The 20,848-nt window shown below is 71.8% G+C and carries 19 protein-coding genes and 1 riboswitch; of the genes, 14 read left to right on the forward strand and 5 right to left on the reverse strand.

The features are described 5' to 3' along the window. Positions 1-46: 46 nt before the first annotated feature. From IF17_RS0130845 to IF17_RS0130855, 3 genes are all read left to right on the forward strand, one after another. Positions 47-505: an Lrp/AsnC family transcriptional regulator gene (locus IF17_RS0130845; protein ID WP_030573041.1), complete on the forward strand. Its 459-nt coding sequence runs from the start codon at positions 47-49 to the stop codon at positions 503-505. A gap of 221 nt (positions 506-726) precedes the next feature. Continuing rightward, the gene (locus tag IF17_RS0130850) at positions 727-1,524 is read left to right on the forward strand and encodes a carbon-nitrogen hydrolase family protein (protein ID WP_030573044.1); all 798 of its coding nucleotides are present in this window, start codon (positions 727-729) and stop codon (positions 1,522-1,524) included. Between the two features lie 48 nt (positions 1,525-1,572). After that, positions 1,573-3,267 carry a flavin monoamine oxidase family protein gene (locus IF17_RS0130855; protein ID WP_030573047.1) on the forward strand — a complete coding sequence of 565 codons (1,695 nt, stop codon included), beginning with the start codon at positions 1,573-1,575 and terminating at the stop codon, positions 3,265-3,267. 39 nt (positions 3,268-3,306) lie between these two features. Here IF17_RS0130855 and IF17_RS0130860 read toward each other — a convergent pair whose 3' ends face one another. The 3 genes from IF17_RS0130860 to IF17_RS0130870 all read right to left on the reverse strand — a co-directional run bounded on the left by IF17_RS0130860 (position 3,307) and on the right by IF17_RS0130870 (position 6,836). Then, positions 3,307-3,936 (reverse strand): DUF5995 family protein, encoded by a 630-nt coding sequence (locus IF17_RS0130860; protein ID WP_030573050.1) that lies wholly within the window; start codon positions 3,934-3,936, stop codon positions 3,307-3,309. Positions 3,937-4,063: 127 nt separating this feature from the next. Further along, the gene (locus IF17_RS0130865; RefSeq protein ID WP_030573053.1) at positions 4,064-5,458 is read right to left on the reverse strand and encodes a uracil-xanthine permease family protein; all 1,395 of its coding nucleotides are present in this window, start codon (positions 5,456-5,458) and stop codon (positions 4,064-4,066) included. A 124-nt stretch (positions 5,459-5,582) separates the two neighbouring features. Then, positions 5,583-6,836 carry an MFS transporter gene (locus IF17_RS0130870; RefSeq protein ID WP_030573056.1) on the reverse strand — a complete coding sequence of 418 codons (1,254 nt, stop codon included), beginning with the start codon at positions 6,834-6,836 and terminating at the stop codon, positions 5,583-5,585. 171 nt (positions 6,837-7,007) lie between these two features. Between IF17_RS0130870 and IF17_RS0130875 the strand changes: the two genes are divergently transcribed. After that, positions 7,008-8,189 carry an ROK family transcriptional regulator gene (locus IF17_RS0130875; protein ID WP_030573059.1) on the forward strand — a complete coding sequence of 394 codons (1,182 nt, stop codon included), beginning with the start codon at positions 7,008-7,010 and terminating at the stop codon, positions 8,187-8,189. A 40-nt stretch (positions 8,190-8,229) separates the two neighbouring features. On the opposite strand, the gene IF17_RS0130880 is transcribed toward IF17_RS0130875, so the two are convergent. After that, positions 8,230-8,976 carry an SDR family oxidoreductase gene (locus IF17_RS0130880; protein WP_030573061.1) on the reverse strand — a complete coding sequence of 249 codons (747 nt, stop codon included), beginning with the start codon at positions 8,974-8,976 and terminating at the stop codon, positions 8,230-8,232. Between the two features lie 158 nt (positions 8,977-9,134). Beyond that, positions 9,135-11,504, reverse strand: a complete 2,370-nt coding sequence (locus IF17_RS0130885; RefSeq protein WP_030573064.1) for a chitinase C-terminal domain-containing protein — start codon at positions 11,502-11,504, stop codon at positions 9,135-9,137. 300 nt (positions 11,505-11,804) lie between these two features. Continuing rightward, positions 11,805-11,935: riboswitch (FMN riboswitch) on the forward strand. Between the two features lie 160 nt (positions 11,936-12,095). Here IF17_RS0130885 and ribD point away from each other — a divergent pair. The 10 genes from ribD (at position 12,096) to IF17_RS0130935 (ending at position 20,798) form a co-directional block, all read left to right on the forward strand. After that, a complete protein-coding gene (gene ribD / locus IF17_RS0130890) occupies positions 12,096-13,196 on the forward strand; it encodes a bifunctional diaminohydroxyphosphoribosylaminopyrimidine deaminase/5-amino-6-(5-phosphoribosylamino)uracil reductase RibD (RefSeq protein ID WP_030573067.1) in 1,101 nt (366 codons plus the stop codon). Continuing rightward, entirely contained in the window at positions 13,197-13,877 is a 681-nt protein-coding gene (locus tag IF17_RS0130895) for a riboflavin synthase (RefSeq protein WP_030573069.1), read from the forward strand. Next, positions 13,874-14,518, forward strand: coding sequence for a nicotinamide mononucleotide transporter family protein (locus tag IF17_RS0130900; RefSeq protein WP_030573073.1), 645 nt, complete (start codon positions 13,874-13,876; stop codon positions 14,516-14,518). Before IF17_RS0130895 ends, IF17_RS0130900 begins: the two co-directional genes overlap by 4 nt. Next, on the forward strand, positions 14,515-15,819 hold the full coding sequence (locus tag IF17_RS0130905) for a bifunctional 3,4-dihydroxy-2-butanone-4-phosphate synthase/GTP cyclohydrolase II (protein WP_030573075.1): 1,305 nt from the start codon (positions 14,515-14,517) through the stop codon (positions 15,817-15,819). Before IF17_RS0130900 ends, IF17_RS0130905 begins: the two co-directional genes overlap by 4 nt. A gap of 42 nt (positions 15,820-15,861) precedes the next feature. After that, a complete protein-coding gene (ribH, locus tag IF17_RS0130910; RefSeq protein WP_015607322.1) occupies positions 15,862-16,347 on the forward strand; it encodes a 6,7-dimethyl-8-ribityllumazine synthase in 486 nt (161 codons plus the stop codon). A gap of 35 nt (positions 16,348-16,382) precedes the next feature. Further along, positions 16,383-16,655 carry a phosphoribosyl-ATP diphosphatase gene (locus IF17_RS0130915; protein WP_018490177.1) on the forward strand — a complete coding sequence of 91 codons (273 nt, stop codon included), beginning with the start codon at positions 16,383-16,385 and terminating at the stop codon, positions 16,653-16,655. 59 nt (positions 16,656-16,714) lie between these two features. After that, entirely contained in the window at positions 16,715-17,563 is an 849-nt protein-coding gene (gene hisG, locus IF17_RS0130920) for an ATP phosphoribosyltransferase (protein ID WP_018512496.1), read from the forward strand. A gap of 66 nt (positions 17,564-17,629) precedes the next feature. After that, positions 17,630-18,091 (forward strand): PH domain-containing protein, encoded by a 462-nt coding sequence (locus IF17_RS0130925; RefSeq protein WP_030573078.1) that lies wholly within the window; start codon positions 17,630-17,632, stop codon positions 18,089-18,091. A 206-nt stretch (positions 18,092-18,297) separates the two neighbouring features. After that, positions 18,298-19,704, forward strand: a complete 1,407-nt coding sequence (locus IF17_RS0130930; protein WP_030573081.1) for a hemolysin family protein — start codon at positions 18,298-18,300, stop codon at positions 19,702-19,704. Then, positions 19,701-20,798 (forward strand): hemolysin family protein, encoded by a 1,098-nt coding sequence (locus tag IF17_RS0130935; protein ID WP_030573083.1) that lies wholly within the window; start codon positions 19,701-19,703, stop codon positions 20,796-20,798. Before IF17_RS0130930 ends, IF17_RS0130935 begins: the two co-directional genes overlap by 4 nt. Positions 20,799-20,848: the final 50 nt, after the last annotated feature.

The raw sequence follows: 20,848 nt of genomic DNA on the forward strand, positions 1-20,848 counted from the left end.
CGCCTCCCGCCGGCCAGACCCACCGCAGAGAAGTGAACCGCCCGACGTGCGCCTGAACGACCTCGACGAACGCATCGTCCACGCCCTCGCCGAAGACGCCCGGCGCTCCTACGCCGACATCGGCGCGATCGTCGGCCTCTCCGCCCCCGCCGTGAAACGCCGCGTCGACCGGCTCCGCGCCGAAGGTGCGATCACCGGCTTCACCGTGCGCGTCGACCCGGCCGCGCTCGGCTGGGAGACCGAGGGGTTCATCGAGATCTACTGCAGCCGCAACACCTCCCCGGAAGCGATCAGGCAGGGCCTCGCCCGCTATCCGGAGATCGCCGCCGCCTCCACCGTCACCGGCGAGGCGGACGCGGTGGTCCAGGTCTTCGCCGCCGACATGCGCCACTTCGAGCAGGTGCTGGAGCGGATCGCGGGGGAGCCGTACGTGGAGCGTACGAAGTCGGTGCTGGTGCTCTCACCGCTGCTGCGCCGGTACTCGGCGGAGGCCCCGCCGGCCTAGCGGTCACCGGGCGTTCCGGGGCCTGCTCCGGCCGGAAACAGGTGGCGCACATCACCCCGCTGACCTGCGGTGATGGCGGACGCAACGTTTCGCCGTCTCAGCGCCTGAGCGCGCAACGAATCGACGGTCGGTGCGCAACACTCGCGCCTTGTCCGGGCCGATCCGGGCCACGTACCTTCGATACGTCTCCCCACCCCCGCCCGCACCGCCCGAGGTCAGCCATGCCGCCGTTGCGTACCGCCCTGCTCCAGAGCTCCGGCCGGCCCGGTGCCGTCGCCGAGAACCTGAAGGTGCTGGACGAGGCCGCCGCGCGCGCCGCCGCGTCGGGCGCCCGGCTGCTGGTCGCACCCGAGCTGTTCCTCACCGGGTACGCCATCGGTGACGCCGTCCCCGAGCTGGCCGAGCCCGCCGACGGCCCCGGCGCCCGGGCCGTCGCCGAGATCGCCGTACGCCACGGCATCGCCGTCCTCTACGGCTACCCGGAGCGCGACGGCGAGCGGATCTTCAACGCCTCCCAGCTCATCGGCCCCGACGGCGCGTCGCTGGCCAACTACCGCAAGACCCACCTCTTCGGCTGCTTCGAGCAGGAGTGGTTCACCCCCGGCGAGCAGGCCGTGGTCCAGGCCGACCTGGACGGCCTTCGGATCGGCCTGCTGATCTGCTACGACGTCGAGTTCCCGGAGAACGTCCGGGCGCACGCGCTGGCCGGCACCGACCTGCTGCTGGTGCCCACCGCGCAGATGCACCCGTTCCAGTTCGTCGCCGAGTCCGTCATCCCCGTACGGGCCTTCGAGAGCCAGATGTACGTGGCGTACGTCAACCGCACCGGCCCGGAAGGCGAGTTCGAGTTCGTCGGGCTGAGCTGCCTGGCCGGCCCCGACGGCACCGTGCGCACCCGCGCCGGCCGCGGCGAGGAACTGGTGATCGGTGAGGTGGACCCGGAGTTCCTGGCCGCCTCCCGCGCCGCCAACCCGTATCTGAACGACCGCCGCCCCGGCCTCTACGGCTCCCTCGCCTGAGCCCGCCTCCTCCCCGAACTTCCGTACCGCGCAAGGAGTCCGTACCCCATGACGTCCACGGTGCCCAACGCCGTCCAGCACACCGACGCGGCCGCCCCGCCGATCACCATGTTCGGGCCGGACTTCCCGTACGCGTACGACGACTTCCTCGCCCACCCGGCCGGCCTCGGCCAGATACCGGCGACCGAGCACGGCCAGGAGGTCGCCGTCATCGGCGGCGGGCTCTCCGGCCTCATCGCCGCGTACGAGCTGATGAAGATGGGCCTCAAGCCCGTCGTCTACGAGGCGGACCAGATCGGCGGCCGGCTGCGCACCGTCGGCTTCGACGGCTGCGACCCCTCGCTCACCGCCGAGATGGGCGCGATGCGCTTCCCGCCGTCCTCCACGGCGCTCCAGCACTACATCGACCTGGTCGGTCTGGAGACCCGGGCCTTCCCCAACCCGCTCTCCCCGGCCACGCCCTCGACCGTCGTCGACCTCAAGGGCGAGTCGCACTACGCCGAGACCATCGACGACCTGCCCCAGGTCTACCGCGATGTGGCCGACGCCTGGAGCGCCTGTCTGGAGGAGGGCGCCGACTTCTCCGACATGAACCGGGCGCTGCGCGAGCGCGACGTCCCGCGCATCCGGGAGATCTGGTCGCAGCTCGTCGAGCGGCTCGACAACCAGACCTTCTACGGTTTCCTCTGCGAGTCCGAGGCCTTCAAGTCCTTCCGGCACCGCGAGATCTTCGGCCAGGTCGGCTTCGGCACCGGCGGCTGGGACACCGACTTCCCCAACTCCATCCTGGAAATCCTGCGGGTCGTCTACACCGAGGCCGACGACCACCACCGCGGCATCGTCGGCGGCAGCCAGCAGCTCCCGCTGCGCCTGTGGGACCGTGAGCCGCAGAAGATCGTCCACTGGCCGCTGGGCACCTCGCTGGCCTCCCTGCACGGCGGCGAGCCGCGCGGCGCCGTGACCCGGCTGACCCGTACGGCGGGCAACCGCATCACGGTCACCGACGCCACCGGCGACATCCGCACCTTCCGGGCGGCCGTCTTCACCGGCCAGTCCTGGCTGGTGCTCTCCAAGATCGACTGCGATGACGCGCTCTTCCCGATCGACCACTGGACGGCGATGGAGCGCACCCACTACATGGAGTCGTCCAAGCTGTTCGTGCCGGTGGACCGGCCGTTCTGGCTGGACAAGGACGAGACCACCGGCCGCGACACCATGTCGATGACGCTCACCGACCGGATGACCCGGGGGACGTACCTCCTGGACGACGGCCCGGACAAGCCCGCCGTCATCTGCCTCTCCTACACCTGGTGCGACGACAGCCTGAAGTGGCTGCCGCTCTCCCCGCAGGAGCGCATGGAGGTCATGCTCAAATCGCTCGGGGAGATCTACCCGAACGTCGACATCCGCAGCCACATCATCGGCAACCCGGTCACCGTCTCCTGGGAGAACGAGCCGTACTTCATGGGCGCGTTCAAGGCGAACCTGCCCGGCCACTACCGCTACCAGCGGCGGCTGTTCACCCACTTCATGCAGGACCGGCTGCCCGCCGACAAGCGCGGCCTCTTCCTCGCGGGCGACGACATCTCCTGGACGGCCGGCTGGGCCGAGGGCGCCGTACAGACCGCGCTGAACGCGGTGTGGGGCGTCATGCACCAGTTCGGCGGGGCGACCGACCCGACGAACCCCGGCCCCGGCGACGTCTTCGACGAGATCGCGCCGGTGGAGCTCCCGGAGGACTGATCCGGAGACCGTCCGGAACGCGCGGTACGTACGCGGGCGTCAGCGGCACGGGGTGAGCAGGAAGCGCACCACGAGCCCGGCGCCCGCGTCGTTCTGCTCCGCGAACTCCTCGGCCGCCGACGAGAATCCACGCAGCTGCCGGAGCACCCGGGCCGCCGTCCAGGCGGCCTCACGGGCCCGCTCCAGGCTCCATGTGCTCACCAGGTGGGTCAGCGGATCCGCGATCCGGAGCAGATCGGGCCCCGGCATCAGCTCGTCGTGGATCCGCTCCTCCAGCAACGCGAGGAGATCGCCCACCCGCTCGAACTCCCCTTCCAGCGCGGCCGGTTCGCAGTCACGCGTACGGCAGGTGTCCACCACGGCCAGGACCAGGTCGTGCGCGATGTGCGCATGCAGTCCGGCCAGTGCGAACTGCACCGGGCGTACGCCGGGGTGGTGGCGGTACCGGAAGAGCGGCCGCCGGCACTCCGGCGGCCGCCTGCCCGCATCGGCCGCGTCGAGGGCCGAGAGGTAGCGTTCGGCGAGACGCGCTTCGAGCGTGCCGGCGGGTGCGGCCGTCCATCCCATCGCCTGCCGTACGTCGTGGAAGACCCCGACCCCGTCGCCAGGCGGCCATCGGTGGGTGCGGGCGAGCACTGCTGGTTCCGCGAACTGTTCGATCTGCGCCATGTGCGGAGCGTGGCAGCCCCGAGTCCCGCGCGGCACCGACCGGCCGAAGGTTCATCGGAACGGACGAACGGCGGTGCCGGAAGAAGGGGGTTCCCGGAATACCTCGACGACTGGAGCTCCGTACGGCTCAGGGCCCCTCGGGGCGGCCCGGCTTCTCGTCGTACGTCGACGTGCCCGCGTCCAGCAGCGGTTCCTCGGTCTTCAGATGCGCCGGGGCGAAGGCGCGCAGCACGTGGTAGCCGGTGATCACGACGAGGGTGCCGAGCGCGATGCCGCCCAGTTCGAAGTTGTCGGTGATCTTCAGGTTGACCCCGCCGACGCCGATGATGATGCCCGCGGCGGCCGGGACCAGGTTGAGCGGGTTACGCAGGTCCACCCGGCCGTTGAGCCAGATCTGGGCGCCGAGCAGGCCGATCATCCCGTACAGGATCACGGTGATGCCGCCGAGCACCCCGCCCGGGATCGCCGCGACGACCGCGCCGAACTTGGGGCAGAGGCCGAAGAGCAGCGCGAAGCAGGCGGCCGCCCAGTAGGCCGCCGTGGAGTAGACCCGGGTCGCGGCCATCACGCCGATGTTCTCGGAGTACGTGGTGTTGGGCGGGCCGCCCACGGCGGTGGAGAGCATCGACGCCGCGCCGTCCGCCGCGATGGCGGTGCCGAGCTTGTCGTCCAGCGAGTCGCCGGTCATCTCGCCGACGGCCTTCACATGGCCCGCGTTCTCCGCGACCAGCGCGATCACCACGGGCAGGGCCACCAGGATCGCGGACCACTCGAAGGCCGGGGCGTGGAAGGACGGCAGGCCGATCCAGTCGGCCTTGCCGACCGCGGAGAGGTCGAGGCGCCAGTGGTCGACCGCCTCCGCGCCGCCCGCAGGGGAGTGGATCTTGCCGAAGACCAGGTCCAGCACCCAGGAGAGCACGTAGCCGAAGACCAGCCCGAGGAAGATAGCGATCCGGGAGAGGAAGCCGCGCAGGCACACCACGGCGAGCCCGGTGGCGAGCATCACCGCCAGTGCCGTCCACTGGTCCTGCGGCCAGTACGTGGACGCGGTCACCGGCGCCAGGTTGAAGCCGATCAGCATCACCACCGCGCCGGTCACCACCGGCGGCATCGCCGCGTGGATGATCCGCGCGCCGAACCGCTGCACCGCGAGGCCCACCAGGAACAGGACGGCGGCGACCACCAGCACCGCACCCGTGATGGTCGCCCTGTCACCGCCGCTCGCCCGGATGGTCGCCGCGACGCCGACGAAGGAGAGCGAGCAGCCGAGATAGCTCGGCACCCGGCCCTTCGTCGCCAGCAGGAAGATCGCGGTCGCGACGCCGGACATCATGATCGCGAGGTTCGGGTCGAGCCCCATCAGGACCGGCGCGACGAACGAGGCCCCGAACATCGCCACCACATGCTGGGCGCCGAGTCCGAACGTACGGGGCCAGGAGAGCCGCTCGTCGGGGCGGACCACCGCCCCGGGCGCGGGGGTCTTCCCGTCGCCGTGCAAGGTCCAGCGCACGCCGAGGCTCATGGTTGCTCCCTGAAGGTCTGCTCGGTGTGCCGGCCGGTCTGCGATCCGGACTTCGGTGTTCACCTGCGGAAAAGATCAGCGCCATGGTAATGGTGCGGCGCCGGTCCTCGCCGCCGGGGCGGCCTCAGCTCCCGGCCGGGCTCTTCGCCGCCGCACCGCCCAGCGTGGAGCCGGCTCCGGGCCCGGACCCGGTCACCTTCCGGTCGCCCGCCCGCAGCACCCCGGCCCCCACCACCAGGCCGAACGCCAGCGCGGTCACCACGCCGAAGGACACCACCAGCGAGGTCGTCTCCGCCAGCGCACCGATCGCCGAGGGGGCGATCAGGCTGGAGGTGTACGTGATGGTGGCGACGCCCGCGATGGCCTGGCTCGGGTTCGGCCCGCTGCGGCCGGCGGCGGCGAAGGCCAGCGGCACCACGACCGCCACGCCCAGCCCCAGCAGCCCGAAGCCGCCCATCGCCGCCGCGGGGGAGGGCGAGAACACCACGAGCAGCCCGCCCAGGGTGGCCAGCGCCCCGCCCACCCGTACGGTCCGCACTGCGCCGAACCGGTCCACGATCCGGTCCCCGGCGAGCCGCGCCACCGCCATCGTCAGGGCGAAGGCCGTGGTGGAGGCGGCCGCGACACCGTCCGAGCTGCCCAGGATGTCCCGCAGGTAGACCGCCGACCAGTCCAGGCTGGCGCCCTCCGCGAACACCGCGCAGAACCCGACGGCCCCGATGATCAGCGCCGACTTCGGCGGCAGGGTGAAGCGCGGCGGCGGCTCCTCGTCCGGCTCGCTGCGCAGGTCCAGCACGCCGCGGCAGGCGAGCAGCCCCAGCGCCGTCAGCATCAGCGCGGCGAGCGTGTGGTGGAGCCGGGCGTCGGCGCCGATGTGCGCGGCGACCGTGCCGGCCGCGGAACCGATCAGCGCGCCCACGCTCCACATCCCGTGCAGCCCCGACATGATCGACTTGTCGAGACGGTTCTCCACCTCCACGCCCAGCGCGTTCATCGCCACATCGGACATCCCGGCCGTGGCCCCGTAGACGAAGAGGACGGCGCACAGCGTCAGCAGGTTCGGCGCCAGCGCGGGCAGGATCAGCGCCAGCGTCCACAGAGCGAGGAGCCCCCGCAGGGCGGTCCGGGCGCCGAAGCGGTGGCTGATCCGGCCCGCCAGCGGCATCGCGATCGAGGCACCGATCGCCGGGAAGGCCAGCGCGAGACCGAGCTGGCCCGCGCTCACCCCGGCGTGGTCCTGGATCCAGGGCACCCGGGTCGCAAAGCTCCCGGTCACCGCCCCGTGCACCGCGAAGACGGCGGCGACGGCGACCCTGGCCCGTTTCACCTGCTCCATGCTGTAGACGGTGGGGACCGTAGCGGTCGGTTCGTGCGTCATGCGGTCGTGCCCTCCCCTGAGGATCGACGGTGTGCGGGCCCTTCCCGGCGCTCCCGCTCCTCACTGCGTCGCGTAAACTATCAGGAACCCTGCCTGATAAATAGTTTTTTCCGGGCGCTCCCGACACCGACCCGGGAAAGAGGCTCCGCAGCGGTCTGGAAGGATCCCGGTATGCCCGCATCACCGAGCACGGCTCGGGCCATCAACGACCGGCTCGCCCTGCAACTGCTCCAGCAGCACGGCCCGTTGACGGCCACCCAGCTCAAGACCCTGACCGGACTCTCCCGCCCCACCGTCGCCGACCTGGTCGAACGGCTCCAGGGAGCCGGGCTGATCCATGTCGTCGGCGAGTCCGGCGCCGTCCGCCGGGGCCCCAACGCCAAGCTGTACGGGATCGTCGCCGACCGGGCCCACCTCGCCGCACTCGACGTGCGCACCGGCAGCGTCTCCGTGGTGGTCGCCGACCTCCTGGGCGCCACGCTCGCGGAGGCCACCCTGCCCATCGCCGACGGCACCGGGACCGGGCCCGCCGTCGACCAGGCCGTCGCCCTCCTGGAGCGTACGGCCCGCGAGGCCGGGTCCGTGCCGCTGCACAGCGTCGGCATCGGGGCCCCCGGCCTGATCGACCCGGCCACCGGCGAACTGCGCGACAGCACCGGTCTGCCCGCCTGGCACCGGGGCCTGGTCCGGGTGCTCCAGCAGCGGCTGCCGGCGACCGTGCTCGTCGAGAACGAGACCAACCTCGCCGCCGTCGCCGAACACCGCGCCGGGGCCGCCCTCGACCGCGAGACCTTCGTCCTGATCTGGCTCGGCCAGGGCATCGGAGCCGCCGTCATGCTGGACGGCAAGCTGCGGCAGGGTGCCTCCGGGGGCGCCGGGGAGATCGGCTTCCTGCCGGTGCCCGGAGTGGCCGGACTGCCTTCGGCCGTCGACTGCGAAGGCGGCTTCTTCTCGCTGGCCGGTTCGGCGGCCGTCTGCGAACTCGCCGCCCGGCACGGCATCGAGCTCCCCGGCGGAGTGGCCTCGGAGGCCGCCGCCGTGGCCGCCGTACGCACCGCGCTGGCGGCGGGCGGGCGGGGGCAGCCGTTCCTGGACGAACTGGCCGACCGCCTCGCCCTCGGGGCCGCGGCCGTCGTCTCGGTCCTGGACCCCGGCTGCGTCCTGCTGGCGGGCGCGGTCGGCGAGGCCGGCGGGCCCGCGCTCGCCGCCCGGGTCGAGGAGCGGCTCGCCCTGATGTCACCGCTGCGCACCGAGGTCCGGGCCGGTTCCCTGGGGGACGGGGCCGTGCTGCGCGGGGCGCTGCTCACCGCCCGGGACGCGGCGCAGGACGCGCTGTTCGCGCCCGGCGGCTGAGGAACCGTACGGCTGAGCCCCCCGGTTCAGCCTCCCGCCCTCAGCCCGCCCGCCGGTGGCGCCGGGCCAGGAACTCCTCGAACGTCACCGTCCCCACCGCGTGCTCCGGGCTCAGATGGCCGCCGCTCCGGAACCCCGCGTACGCCTTCCCCGCCAGCCGCACCGGCACCACCCGCCGCTTGCGTCCCGTCGCCCGGAGGTAGGCCCCGGCCAGGGCGCTGAACTCCCGGACCTCGGGCCCGCCCAGGTCCGGCACCCGGCCCGCCGGAGCGCCGAGCGCGAGGGCGGCCAGGCGGTCGGCGACCTCGCCGCTGTCGACGGGCTGGACCGACACCCCGGCCGGCACCGGCAGCACGGGGAGCTTGGCCGCGCCGGAGACGACGGACAGGACCAGGTCGTGGAACTGCGTGGTCCGCTGGATGGTCGCGCCCACCCCGGAGTCCTCGATCATCCGCTCGACCCGCCGCTTGGCCGCGTAGTAGCGCAGCGGCACCCGGTCCACGCCCACGATCGAGATGTAGACCAGATGGGGCACCCCGGCCCGCTGCGCGGCCTCGATGAGGAAGCCCGCCGCCCGGTCGTCGCCGCCGCGCGGGGAGCTGGCGCAGTGCACGATCGTGTCCACCCCGTCGACCGCCGCGTCGAGCCCTCTGCCGTCCCGCAGATCGACGGCGTACGAGGGGGAGCGGCGGCTCAGACCACGGACGTCGGCCCCCTCGGTGCGCAGCCGCTCGGCGACCTGGCGGCCGAGTGTTCCGGTGGCGCCGGTGACCAGAATCGTCGTCATGGGGCCACCCTGCCAGAGGCGGGATCCGGTCGCGGCGGGAACGTGTGAAGCCCCGGCGGTGGGCGCCGGGGCTTCACGTGGGGTGCGGGGAGAGGTCACGGGGGCGATGAGCTCACCCCCGTACGAGCAGGGGCGATGCGCTCACTCCCGTACAGGAGCTAGCAGGCGCCCTGGTCCTTCCAGACGCCCCACTCGCCGGTGGTGCCGGGCTTCTCGCCCTTCGTCCACCACGAGGCCTTCCACTGGCGGCCGTCCTGGCTGACGGTGGAGCCGCCGCCGTACTCGGTGGCCGCGTTCCACGCCGGGGCCGTGCAGGCGCCGCCCGGCTGGGTCGGGGTCGGCGTCGGAGTGGGGCCGGTCGGGGTCGGCGTCGGGGTCGGGGTCGGAGTCGGGTTCGTGCCGGTGCCGGGCTCCACCAGGGTCGTACCGCGGGCCAGGTCACCGGCGAGGGAGTAGGACTTCCCGCCGAAGGTCACGGTCCAGTTGGACGGGGTGGAGGTCGGGAGGTAGTAGACGAAGTCCAGCTCCACCGAGGCGCCGGGGGCCACCGTCTGCCAGGCCGGGAGCTTCAGGGAGACCCGGTTGTAGGGGCCCTTGAGCCCGCCGATGTTGTTGGCGGCCGTGTGGTCGCTGCGGATGATCGACGTACCGAAGCCGGACTGGTCCTTGGCGTTGGCCGGGGCGGAGGTGGAGTAGTCGAACTGGAACTCCGTACCGCCGGGCAGCGTGGCCTGGGTCCGGTTGGTGATCTTCAGCTTCGGGCTGATCGGGTAGTTGGAGTCACCGAGCGCGAACTGGTTGAAGGAGACGTCGATGTCGACGGCCTCGGTGGGCAGGGTGACCGTGGAGCGCTTCGCGCCGTACGGGGCCGCCGACTTGAAGGCGTCGTACATCGCGGTGGTCAGCGTGTTGCCGGTCTCGTACTGGCCCTTCGCCGCGTTCCACTGGTAGTCGCCCGCCAGCTCCCAGATCATCGTGCCGCCGATGCCCTTGTCGACCACGTAGTCGGCCTTACGCTTCACCGACTGCTCGTCCTCCGTCGAGAGGAAGACCTTCTTCTGGGCGTTCCACAGCCAGGGGGCGACCAGCGTGGAGTCGTACTTGCGGACGTAGGTGCCGGTCAGCTGGGTGTTCGCGGGGAAGCCGTAGCTGGCGAGGTAGTCGCCGGCGATGCCCTTCTCCAGGTTCTTCGCGTGCCACATCGGGTTGGAACCGGCCGGCGATTCCTTGCCGTTGTCGTCCTTGTCGTGCCACAGGTTGTCGATGCCGACCGCGCCGTCACCGCACTTGGTCAGACCCGCGCCCGCCGGGCAGGTGGTGGTGGCCGCCTTGCCCCAGAGGCCGTCGGTGCCGCCCTGGACGTTCTTGAAGCCGCGGGTGTAGTACGGCAGGCCGATGTTGATCCGGCCGGCCGGCATGGAGCCGCGGAAGTAGTGGTAGGCCCAGTCGGTGTTGAGGTAGCCGACCCCGCCGTACTGCGAGGTGGTGTACACACCGGCCTGCGCCAGCTCGTTGTCCTTGCCGTCGTCGAACAGCTGGGCGTTCGGGCCGACGTACTCGTTCCAGGCGCCGTGCAGGTCGTAGGACATGATGTTGACGTAGTCCAGGTACTTCTGCATCTGGTACGTCTCCATGCCCCGCAGCAGGTAGCCGGAGGAGGGGGCGGCGACGGTCAGCAGGTAGTGCTTGCCGTCGGCGGCGCCCGCGCGGTCCAGCTTCTCGCGCAGGGTCTTCATGAGGGCGTCGTAGCCCTTCACCAGGCCCGCGCGGCGGCCGTTGGCCAGCGTGTGGTCCATGGGGTTGCCCGCGTCCTTCATGGACGTCGCGTACTCGTAGTCGATGTCGACGCCGTTGAAGCCGTACTTCTTGATGAAGGTGACGGCCGAGTCGGCGAAGGTGTTGATGCCGGTCTGGTTGACCGAGCCGTCGGCGTTGGTCGCCATCGAGTAGAAGCCGCCGGAGTTGACGCGCTTGCCGTCCGGGCCGAAGTAGCCGCCGGTCTCGGCCCAGCCGCCCACGGAGACCAGGGTCTTCACGTCGGGGTGCTGCTTCTTGTACTTGGTCAGCAGGTTGAAGTGACCCTTGTACGGGAGCGTCGGGTCCATCTCGGCGCCCGCCACACCGGGCCAGGTCATTCCGGTGGAGGCGTTGTCGGCGCCGTCGGGGCCGACCGAGAGCTTGTTGGAGCTGTCGACGTGCGCGAAGGCGTAGTTGAGGTGCGTGACCTTGTCCCAGGGGATGTTGGGGACCAGGTAGGCGTCCTTGCCGTCCTTGCCGGTACGCCAGTTGGTGAAGTAGCCGATGACGCGGCGCTTGTGGTCGGCGCCCATCTTCTCGCGTCCCTCACCGTCGTAGACGGTGCAGTACGGGGTGTCGACACCGGGGGTCTTGTACAGCCCGTCGGGACGACAGGACTCGTGGTCGGTGGCGGCGGCCGACGGGGTGGCGGCGAGGGAGGTCATCAGCAGGCCGGCGACGGCGGCGCCGGCGGCGAGGAGCGTGGCTCTCGCTCGGGTGGGGGACAGCATGTGGACGTTCCTCCTGGGGAGGTCGGCAGAACACAACTGGCAAAGGGGTGGGTCGTGTCGGGGTCCCGGTGTGCGCACACCGTGGGACCGAACCTCGGAGGTGACGCAGAGATTAAGAGGACTAGACCAGTGCGTCAATAGGTCTGGACCTTTACCGCTCAACTTTCTGAATGACTACGTTGTCGCCCACTTGTCGGGTTTCCTCTGGGCGGGTTTGCGCCAGGTATCCTGTGACCCAGCCCACAGCGCTCACCCGCATGGCCGAGGAGCGTCCGTGGCAGACTGGTTCCGTACCAGTAGCAGCGCACTCCGGGGTCGGTGCAATTCCGAACCGGCGGTTATAGTCCGCGACCCGTCCGCAGCCAGCGGCCGGTTGACCAGGTGAGATTCCTGGACCGACGGTTAAAGTCCGGATGGGAGGCAGTGCGCGGCGGTTCTTCATCGGTACGCCGCCGTAGGCGGACGCATGGCCGGGATGGTCTGGATCCTTGCGTCCCTTCTCGGGTTTTTCGGCGTTTCCCCTGGTGAGCCGCTTCATCTGTCGTCATCGACAGGCCCCGGAGTCCGTGCCCGAAGAGGCAGGAGGACCCGGTGGCCACCGCAGCCGACATCACCGCCATGGGCCGAGCCGTCACGCTCGCAGCCCGCGGTCTCGGCTCCACCAGCCCCAATCCGGTCGTCGGATGTGTGATCACCGACGCCTCCGGAGCCGTGGCCGGTGAAGGCTTCCACCAGCGCGCCGGAGGACCCCACGCCGAGGTCCACGCCCTGCGCGCGGCCGGCGAGCGGGCCCGGGGCGGCACCGCCTACGTCACCCTCGAACCCTGTAACCACACCGGCCGCACCGGCCCCTGCGCCCAGGCCCTCCTGGACGCCGGGATCAGCCGGGTCGTGTACGCGGTCGGCGACCCGAACCCGCAGGCCACCGGTGGTGCCGACACCCTGCGCGCGGCCGGGGTCCAGGTCGAGCAGGGCCTCCTCGCCGACCAGGCCGAGGCGGGCAACGCCGCCTGGCTCACCTCGGTGCGCCTGGGCCGCCCGTACGTCCTGTGGAAGTACGCCGCCACCCTCGACGGCCGGATCGCCGCCGCCGACACCACCAGCCGCTGGATCACCTCGCCCGAGGCCCGCGCCGACGTCCACCGGCTCCGCGCCGAGGCCGACGCGGTCATCGTGGGCTCGGGCACCGTCCGCGCCGACGACCCCCAGCTGGGCGTACGCGGCATCGACGGCGCCACCCAGCCCCTGCGCGTCGTCGTCGACACGAACGCCACGGCCGTGAAGCCCGGTGCCCGGGTCCTGGACGCCACCGCGCCCACCCTGATCGCGGTCGCCGCCGACGCACCCGCCGGCCACCTCCCCGAGGAGGCCGTCCTGCGGCTGCCCCGCGCCGCCACCGGCCCTGGCCTGGACCTCGACGCCCTCCTCGCCGCTCTCCACGAGCGCGGCGTCCTCTCCGTACTCCTAGAAGGCGGCCCCACGCTCGCCGGTGCCTTCGTCGCTGCGGGAAAGGTCGACAAGGTCGTCGGCTATCTCGCCCCGGTCCTCCTCGGCGCGGGCCCCGCGGCCCTCGGCGACGCCGGAATCACCACCATCTCCCGCGCGTTGCGCCTCGATGTGACCGAGACGGTCCGCATCGGCCCCGATCTGCGCATCACCGCCGCCCCCGCCCCTGCTCGGAAGGGAAACTGAGTGTTCACCGGAATTGTCGAAGAACTGGGTGAGGTCACCGCCGTCGAGCCCCTGGCCGACGCCTCCCGCTTCCGGCTGCGCGGCCCCGTCGTCACCGACGGCGCGAAGCACGGCGACTCCATCGCGGTGAACGGCGTCTGCCTCACCGTCGTGGAGACCGGCGAGGGCGAGTTCACCGCCGACGTGATGGCCGAAACCCTCAAGCGCTCCAGCCTCGGCGCCCTCACCACCGGCTCCCGCGTCAACCTGGAGCGCCCGATGGCGCTCGGCGGCCGGCTCGGCGGGCACATCGTCCAGGGCCACGTGGACGGCACCGGCACCATCGTCGAGCGCACCCCCTCCGAGCACTGGGAGATCGTCAAGGTCTCCCTGCCGCCCGAGCTGACCCGGTACGTCGTCGAGAAGGGCTCCATCACCGTCGACGGCGTCAGCCTCACCGTCGTCGAGGCGGCGGCCGACTACTTCACCATCAGCCTCATCCCCACCACCCTCGCCCTGACCACGCTCGGCCACAAGCAGCCCGGCGATCCGGTCAACCTGGAGGTGGACGTGATCGCCAAGTACGTGGAGCGGCTGCTCGGCGACCGGTCCGGCTCCGCACAGGACCCGCTGAGCGACCTGGCCGCCGGGCAGGGCCCGCTGCCGGGAAGCGACCAGGCCACCGGACAGGACCCGCGATGAACGCCGTCTCCTGGCTCAACTCCGAGGCCTTCACCGTCTTCGGCCAGCACATCAAGTGGGCCGACATGATCGGCAACCTGATCGGCCTGGCCGCCCTGGCCCTCGGCTGGCGGCGCTCCATCTGGACCTGGCCCGCCCAGCTCCTCGCCGGCGCCATCCTCTTCACCGCGTTCGCCTCCGCGCACCTTTCCGGCAGCGCGGGCAAGCAGCTGGTCGTCATCGTCGTCGCCCTGTGGGGCTGGCAGGCCTGGAAGCGCGGCAAGCAGCAGGCCCAGGACGGCTCCCTCGCCGTCCGCTTCGCCACCTGGCGCGAGCGCGGTGTGCTGATCGGCGCCACCGCCCTCGGCACCCTCGCCGTCGGCGGCCTGTTCACCCTGTTCCCGTCGCTCTCCTGGGACCCCTGGCCGGACGCGTACATCTTCGTCGGCACGGTCGTCGCGATGTACGCCCAGGCCAAGGGCATGGTCGAGTTCTGGTTCGCCTGGCTCCTGGTCGACCTCGTCGGCGTCCCCCTGAACTTCGCCAACGGCTTCGCCTTCTCCGGCTTCGTCTACATCATCTACGGCGCCCTCGTCCTGTGGGGCATGCGCGACTGGTGGCTGCGTACGCGGACACCCGCTCTGGAAGGAGCCACGGCATGACTGCTCAGCCCACCTGGCTGCACCCCGGCCACGACCCGCTCGCCGAGGACCTCTCCCTGGACCCCGTCGAGCAGGCCATCCGTGACATCGCCGCCGGCCGGCCCGTCGTCGTCGTGGACGACGAGGACCGCGAGAACGAGGGCGACCTCGTCATCGCCGCCGAGATGGCGACCCCGGAGATCGTCGCCTTCATGATGAGCGAGTGCCGCGGCCTGATCTGCGCACCCATGGAGAGCGACGAGCTGGAGCGGCTCGAACTCCCGCAGATGGTCGCCGACAACACCGAGTCGATGCAGACCGCCTTCACCGTCTCCGTCGACGCCTCGGCCGCCCACGGTGTCACCACCGGCATCTCCGCCGCCGACCGCGCCACCACCCTGCGGATGCTCGCGGGCGGGGTCGCCGGACCCGGCGAACTGGTCCGCCCCGGCCACATCTTCCCGCTGCGCGCCCGCTCCGGCGGCGTCCTCGTCCGCAACGGCCACACCGAGGCCGCCGTCGACCTCGCCAAGCTCGCCGGACTCCGTCCCGCCGGAGCGATCGTGGAGATCGCGGGGGAGGACGGCACCATGCTGCGCCTGCCCGAACTGATCCCCTTCGCCCGCAAGCACGGCCTGACGATCATCTCCATCGAGGACCTGATCGCCTACCGCCGCAGCGCCGAGCCGACCGTCCGCCGCGAGGCCGCCACCCGGCTGCCCACCGCGTTCGGCGACTTCACCGCGTACGGCTACCGCTCCACCGTCGACGGCGTCGAGCACGTCGCCCTCGTCCACGGCGACGTCTCGGAGAACGGCGGCGAGGACATCCTCGTCCGCATCCACTCCGAGTGCCTGACCGGCGACATCTTCCAGTCCGCCCGCTGCGACTGCGGCCCCCAGCTGCACGCCTCCATGCAGCGGATCACCGAGGAGGGCCGGGGTGTCGTCGTCTATCTCCGGGGTCACGAAGGGCGCGGCATCGGCCTGCTCTCCAAGCTGCGCGCGTACGAACTCCAGGAGCGCGGCGTGGACACCCTCGACGCCAACCTGGAGCTCGGCCTGCCCGCCGACGCCCGCGACTACGCGGCCGGCGCGCAGATCCTCAAGGACCTCGGCGTACGCAGCCTGCGGCTGATGACCAACAACCCCGACAAGACCGCGGCCGTCCTGCACCACGGGCTCGCCGTCACCGGCCGGGAACCGATGCCCGTCCAGGCCGGCGAGCACAATCTGCGGTACCTGCGCACCAAGCGCGACCGCATGGGCCACGACCTGCCCTGGCTCGACGGCGCCCCCGCGTCGCCCTGCGCCAACCAGTAACGACCGACCGACCACTACTACGCAACGAGCTTCAGGAGAACCATGAGCGGCAAGGGTGCACCCGAACTGTCCGTACGCAACTGCGCCGACCTCCGGGTGGCCGTCATCGCGGCCCAGTGGCACGAGAAAGTCATGGACGGCCTCGTCGACGGCGCCCTGCGTGCCCTGCACGAGCTGGGCATCGACGAGCCGACGCTGCTCCGCGTCCCCGGCTCCTTCGAGCTGCCCGTCGTCGCCAAGGTGCTCGCCGGCCGTGGCTACGACGCGATCGTCGCCCTCGGCGTGATCATCCGGGGCGGCACCCCGCACTTCGAGTACGTCTCCCAGGGCGTGACCATGGGCCTCACCCAGGTCACCGTCGACACCGGTGTCCCCGTCGGCTTCGGCGTACTGACGTGCGACACCGAGGAGCAGGCGCTCGACCGGGCGGGCATCGAGGGGTCCAACGAGGACAAGGGGCACGAAGCGGTCACCGCCGCCGTGGCCACCGCGGCCACGCTGCGGACCGTCAGCGAACCCTGGCGCTGAGTACGCCCCGGCGACCCCGTATTCTGAGGACCATCATGGCGAACAAAACCTTCGAAGAGCTCTTCGCCGAGCTCCAGCTCAAGGCCGCCGAAGGCGACCCCTCCACCTCGCGCACCGCCGAACTGGTGGACAAGGGCGTGCATGCCATCGGCAAGAAGGTCGTCGAGGAGGCCGCCGAGGTCTGGATGGCCGCCGAGTACGAGGGCAAGGAGGCCGCTGCCGAGGAGATCTCGCAGCTGCTCTACCACGTCCAGGTGATGATGGTCGCCCGTGGCATCTCCCTCGACGACGTCTACGCCCATCTCTGAGCCCGGCCCGAGCACCGCACTTCCCCCCGTTCTCCCTCCGCACAAAGGAACCTGACCTCATGCTGCGCATCGCCGTCCCCAACAAGGGTGCACTCTCCGGCTCTGCGATGGCGATGCTCCATGAGGCGGGCTACCAGCAGCGCAAGGAGTCCAAGGAGCTCGTCCTGGTCGACCCGGAGAACGAGGTCGAGTTCTTCTACCTCCGCCCCCGGGACATCGCGATCTACGTCAGCTCCGGCAGGCTCGACATCGGCATCACCGGCCGCGACCTGCTGCTGGACTCGGCCGCCGACGCCGAGGAGATCCTCCAGCTCGGCTTCGCCCGCTCGACCTTCCGCTACGCCACCAAGCCCGGCACCGCCACGGGCCCGCAGGACTTCGACGGCATGACGATCGCCACCTCGTACGAGGGCATCGTCGCCGCCCACCTCAAGGAGTCCGGCGTCAAGGCGTCGATCGTCCACCTCGACGGCGCGGTCGAGACCGCCATCGAGCTGGGCGTCGCCCAGATCATCGCGGACGTCGTCGAGACCGGCACCAGCATGCGCAACGCCGGACTCGAAGTGATCGGCGACCCGATCATGACCTCCGAGGCCGTCGTCATCCGCCGCAACGGCGCCCCGACCGACGACCCCAAGGTCCAGCAGTTCCTGCGCCGCCTCCAGGGCGTCCTGGTCGCCCGGTCCTACGTGATGATGGACTACGACTGCCGCGTGGAGCACCTGGAGCGCGCCGTCGCCCTCACCCCGGGCCTGGAGTCGCCGACCATCTCCCCGCTGCACCACGAGGGCTGGGTCGCCGTCCGCTCCATGGTCGCCGCCAAGGAGGCGCAGCGGATCATGGACGACCTGTACGAGCTCGGCGCCCGCGCCATCCTCACCACGGCCATCCACGCCTGCCGCCTCTGAGCACCACGGCCAACCAGGCCTGCCGCCGCTGAGCGCCCGGCCACCGCACCCCCGAGAGAAGACCCGATGTCCGCGCCCCGGCCCGACGTTCCCGCCCTCCCGGTCACCTTCCGGCCCACCCTCACCCGGGTGGTCCTGCTGAGCGTGGGCCTGGCGATGTTCCTCGTCATCACGGTCATCGCCCTGATGCTGGAGCGGCTCAACCCGGGGGAGCGGATCACCTTCATCTTCGTCGCCGCGCTCTTCCTCGGCGTCCTGACCCTGCTCAGCAGGCCCCGGGTCACCGCCGACGACACCGGGGTCACCGTCGTCAACATCACCCGGACCCGCAGGCTGGCCTGGGAGGAGATCCTCCGCGTCAACCTGCGGTCCGGCGACCCCTGGGTCTTCCTCGACCTCAGCGACGGCACCAGCATGCCCGCCCTCGGCATCCAGCCCGGTATCGCCAAGGAGCAGGCCATCCGTGACGCCCGCGCCCTGCGCGCCCTCACCGAGTCCCGGTCGACCGCAGGCGACGACACCCCCTGACCGGCGGAGCACCCGCGCCGCGCGGCGCCGGGTTGTCTACTCTGGTGGGCGGCGGCGCCCCGTGCGCCCCGCCCCGCCCGTACCACCGGCCCCCCATCAGCGGGGGCCCGCGGGGCCTTCCTGCGACCCAAGGAGTGACTCCCTCCAGCAATGGACGGATCGTCCGGTAGTACCTGCGCCGCCCCTTCCCCGGAGGCGGCGGCCTCATGACCACCCCTCTGCTGCTCCTCGCGGCGGCCTTCCTCCTCATCCTCGCCAACGGATTCTTCGTGGCAGCCGAATTCGGGCTCGTCACCGTGGACCGGCCCGACGCCGAACGCGCGGCCGCCGAGGGTGACCGGCGGGCCCGTACCGTCGTCGACGCCCTGCGCGAACTCTCCTTCCAGCTCTCCGGCACCCAGCTCGGCATCACCATCACCTCCCTGGTCGTCGGCATGCTCGCCGAACCGGCCCTCGCCCAGCTGCTCGCCGGACCCCTCACCGCCACCGGACTGCCCGCGGGCGCGGTCCCCGGCGTCGGTGTCGTCATCGGGATGCTGCTCGCCTCCGCCGTCCAGATGGTCGTCGGCGAACTCGTCCCCAAGAACTGGGCGGTCTCCCGGCCGCTCCAGGTCGCCCGCTTCGTCGCCGGACCGCAGGCCCGCTTCGCCACCCTGCTGCGCCCCGTCATCACCGCGCTGAACACGCTGGCCAACCGGCTGGTGCGGCTCTTCGGCGTCGAGCCGACCGACGAGCTGGCCTCCGCCCGCACCCCGGGCGAACTGGTCTCCCTGGCCCGCCACTCCGCCGAGGCCGGCACCCTGGAACAGGACACCGCCGACCTCTTCGTACGGACCCTGTCGCTGGCCGGGCTCACCGCCCAGCACGTCATGACCCCCCGGGTGAAGGTCAGCGCCCTGCACTCCTCCGCGACCGCCGAGGACGTCCTCAACCTCACCCGCGCCACCGGCCTCTCCCGCTTCCCGGTCTACCGGGACCGGATCGACGAGGTCGTCGGCATGGTCCACCTCAAGGACGCCCTCGCCGTCCCCGCCCACGAGCGGCTGCGCACCCCGGCCGGCCGGATCGCCGTCGCCCCGCTCCTGGTCCCCGGGACCCTGCCCGTGGAGCGGCTGCTGCGGCGGCTGCGCCACGAGCAGCCGATAGCCGTCGTGGTCGACGAGTACGGCGGCACCGCCGGGGTCGTCACCCTGGAGGACATCATCGAGGAGCTCGTCGGCGAGGTCCGCGACGAGCACGACGCGGTGGGCTCCGACCGCCCCGAACTCACCCCGGCCATCGGCGAGGACGGCCGCCCGGCCTGGGACGCCGAGGGCAGCTGCCGGGTCCACACCCTGAGCCGGGCGGGCCTGGAGCTGCCGGAGGGGCCGTACGAGACCGTCGCCGGGCTCGTCGCCGACCTGCTGGGCCGCATCCCCGCCCCCGGCGACCAGGCCGAACTCCCCGGCTGGCGGATCACCGTCCGCCAGGTCGGCCACAACCGCGCGGAGCGGGTCCGCTTCACCCGGGTCCCCGGCCCGCAGCCGCAGGAGCCCGTACGAGCCCCGCTGAAGGCATCGGCACACGGCGCGCCGGACGCATCCGTACCCGCCCTGCTGGAGGCCGTGCGATGAGCCTGCTCCAACTCCTCTTCGCCGCCTTCCTCGTGCTGGCGAACGGCTTCTTCGTCGGCGCCGAGTTCGCCCTCGTCTCCGTCCGCCGCAGCCAGATCGAACCGCTGGCCGCCCAGGGATCGAGCCGGGCCCGGACCGTCCTGTACGGGCTGGAGAACCTGCCGCGGATGATGGCCGCCGCCCAGTTCGGCATCACCGTCTGCTCGCTCACCCTCGGGGCCGTCGCCGAACCGACCGTGGCCCGCCTCCTGGAGCCGGTCTTCCACCTGCTCCACATCCCCGAAGGGCTCATCCACCCGCTGGGCTTCGCGCTGGCGCTCGCCCTCGTCGTCGCCCTGCACCTGGTCATCGGCGAGATGGTCCCGAAGAACCTCGCGATGGCCGCCCCGGAGCGCACCGCCCTCTGGCTCAGCCCCGGCCTCGTCGCCTTCGCCCGGCTGTGCCGTCCGGTCACCACCGCACTGGGCGCCTGCGCCGGTCTGGTGCTGCGGCTCTTCGGCGTCGAACCGAAGGACGAGGTGGAGGCCGTCTTCACCAGCGAGCAGCTCAACCGCCTGGTCGAGGACTCCGGCCAGGCCGGGCTGCTCGGCCCGGACGCCCAGGAACGCCTGGAGGACGCCCTGGTCCTGGGCAGCCGCCCGGTCACCGACGTCCTGCTGGAGCGGGGCGGCCTGGTGACCGTCGACCCGTCGGTGACCCCGCGCCGGGTCGAGGAGCTGACGGTGCGGACCGGATTCTCCCGCTTCCCCGTCTGCGCGGAGGGCGGGCAAGGCCCGTTCATGGGCTACCTGCACGTCAAGGACGTCCTGGACCTGGAGGACGCCGACCGGGCGGTCCCGCAGCAGCTCTGGCGCCCGATGACGACCGTACGGGCCGAACTCCCGCTCGACGACGCCCTGACGGTGATGCGCCGCGCCGCGACGCACCTGGCCCAGGTCGCGGACGGCTCGGGCCGCATTCTCGGCCTGGTGGCGATGGAGGACGTCCTGGAGACGCTGGTGGGCGAGGTCCGCGATCCGGCCCACCGGGTGGTGCCGGTGCCCCTGCGCACGGTGGACGCCGCGGGGCCGGAGGACCGGGCGCTGGTTTCTTGAGGGGTACGGGTTCGGGCCGGCCCGGAAGTCTCGGGCCGGCCCGAACCCGT

This window comes from Streptomyces cyaneofuscatus, from assembly GCF_000718135.1.
Taxonomy (GTDB): Bacteria; Actinomycetota; Actinomycetes; order Streptomycetales; family Streptomycetaceae; genus Streptomyces; species Streptomyces cyaneofuscatus.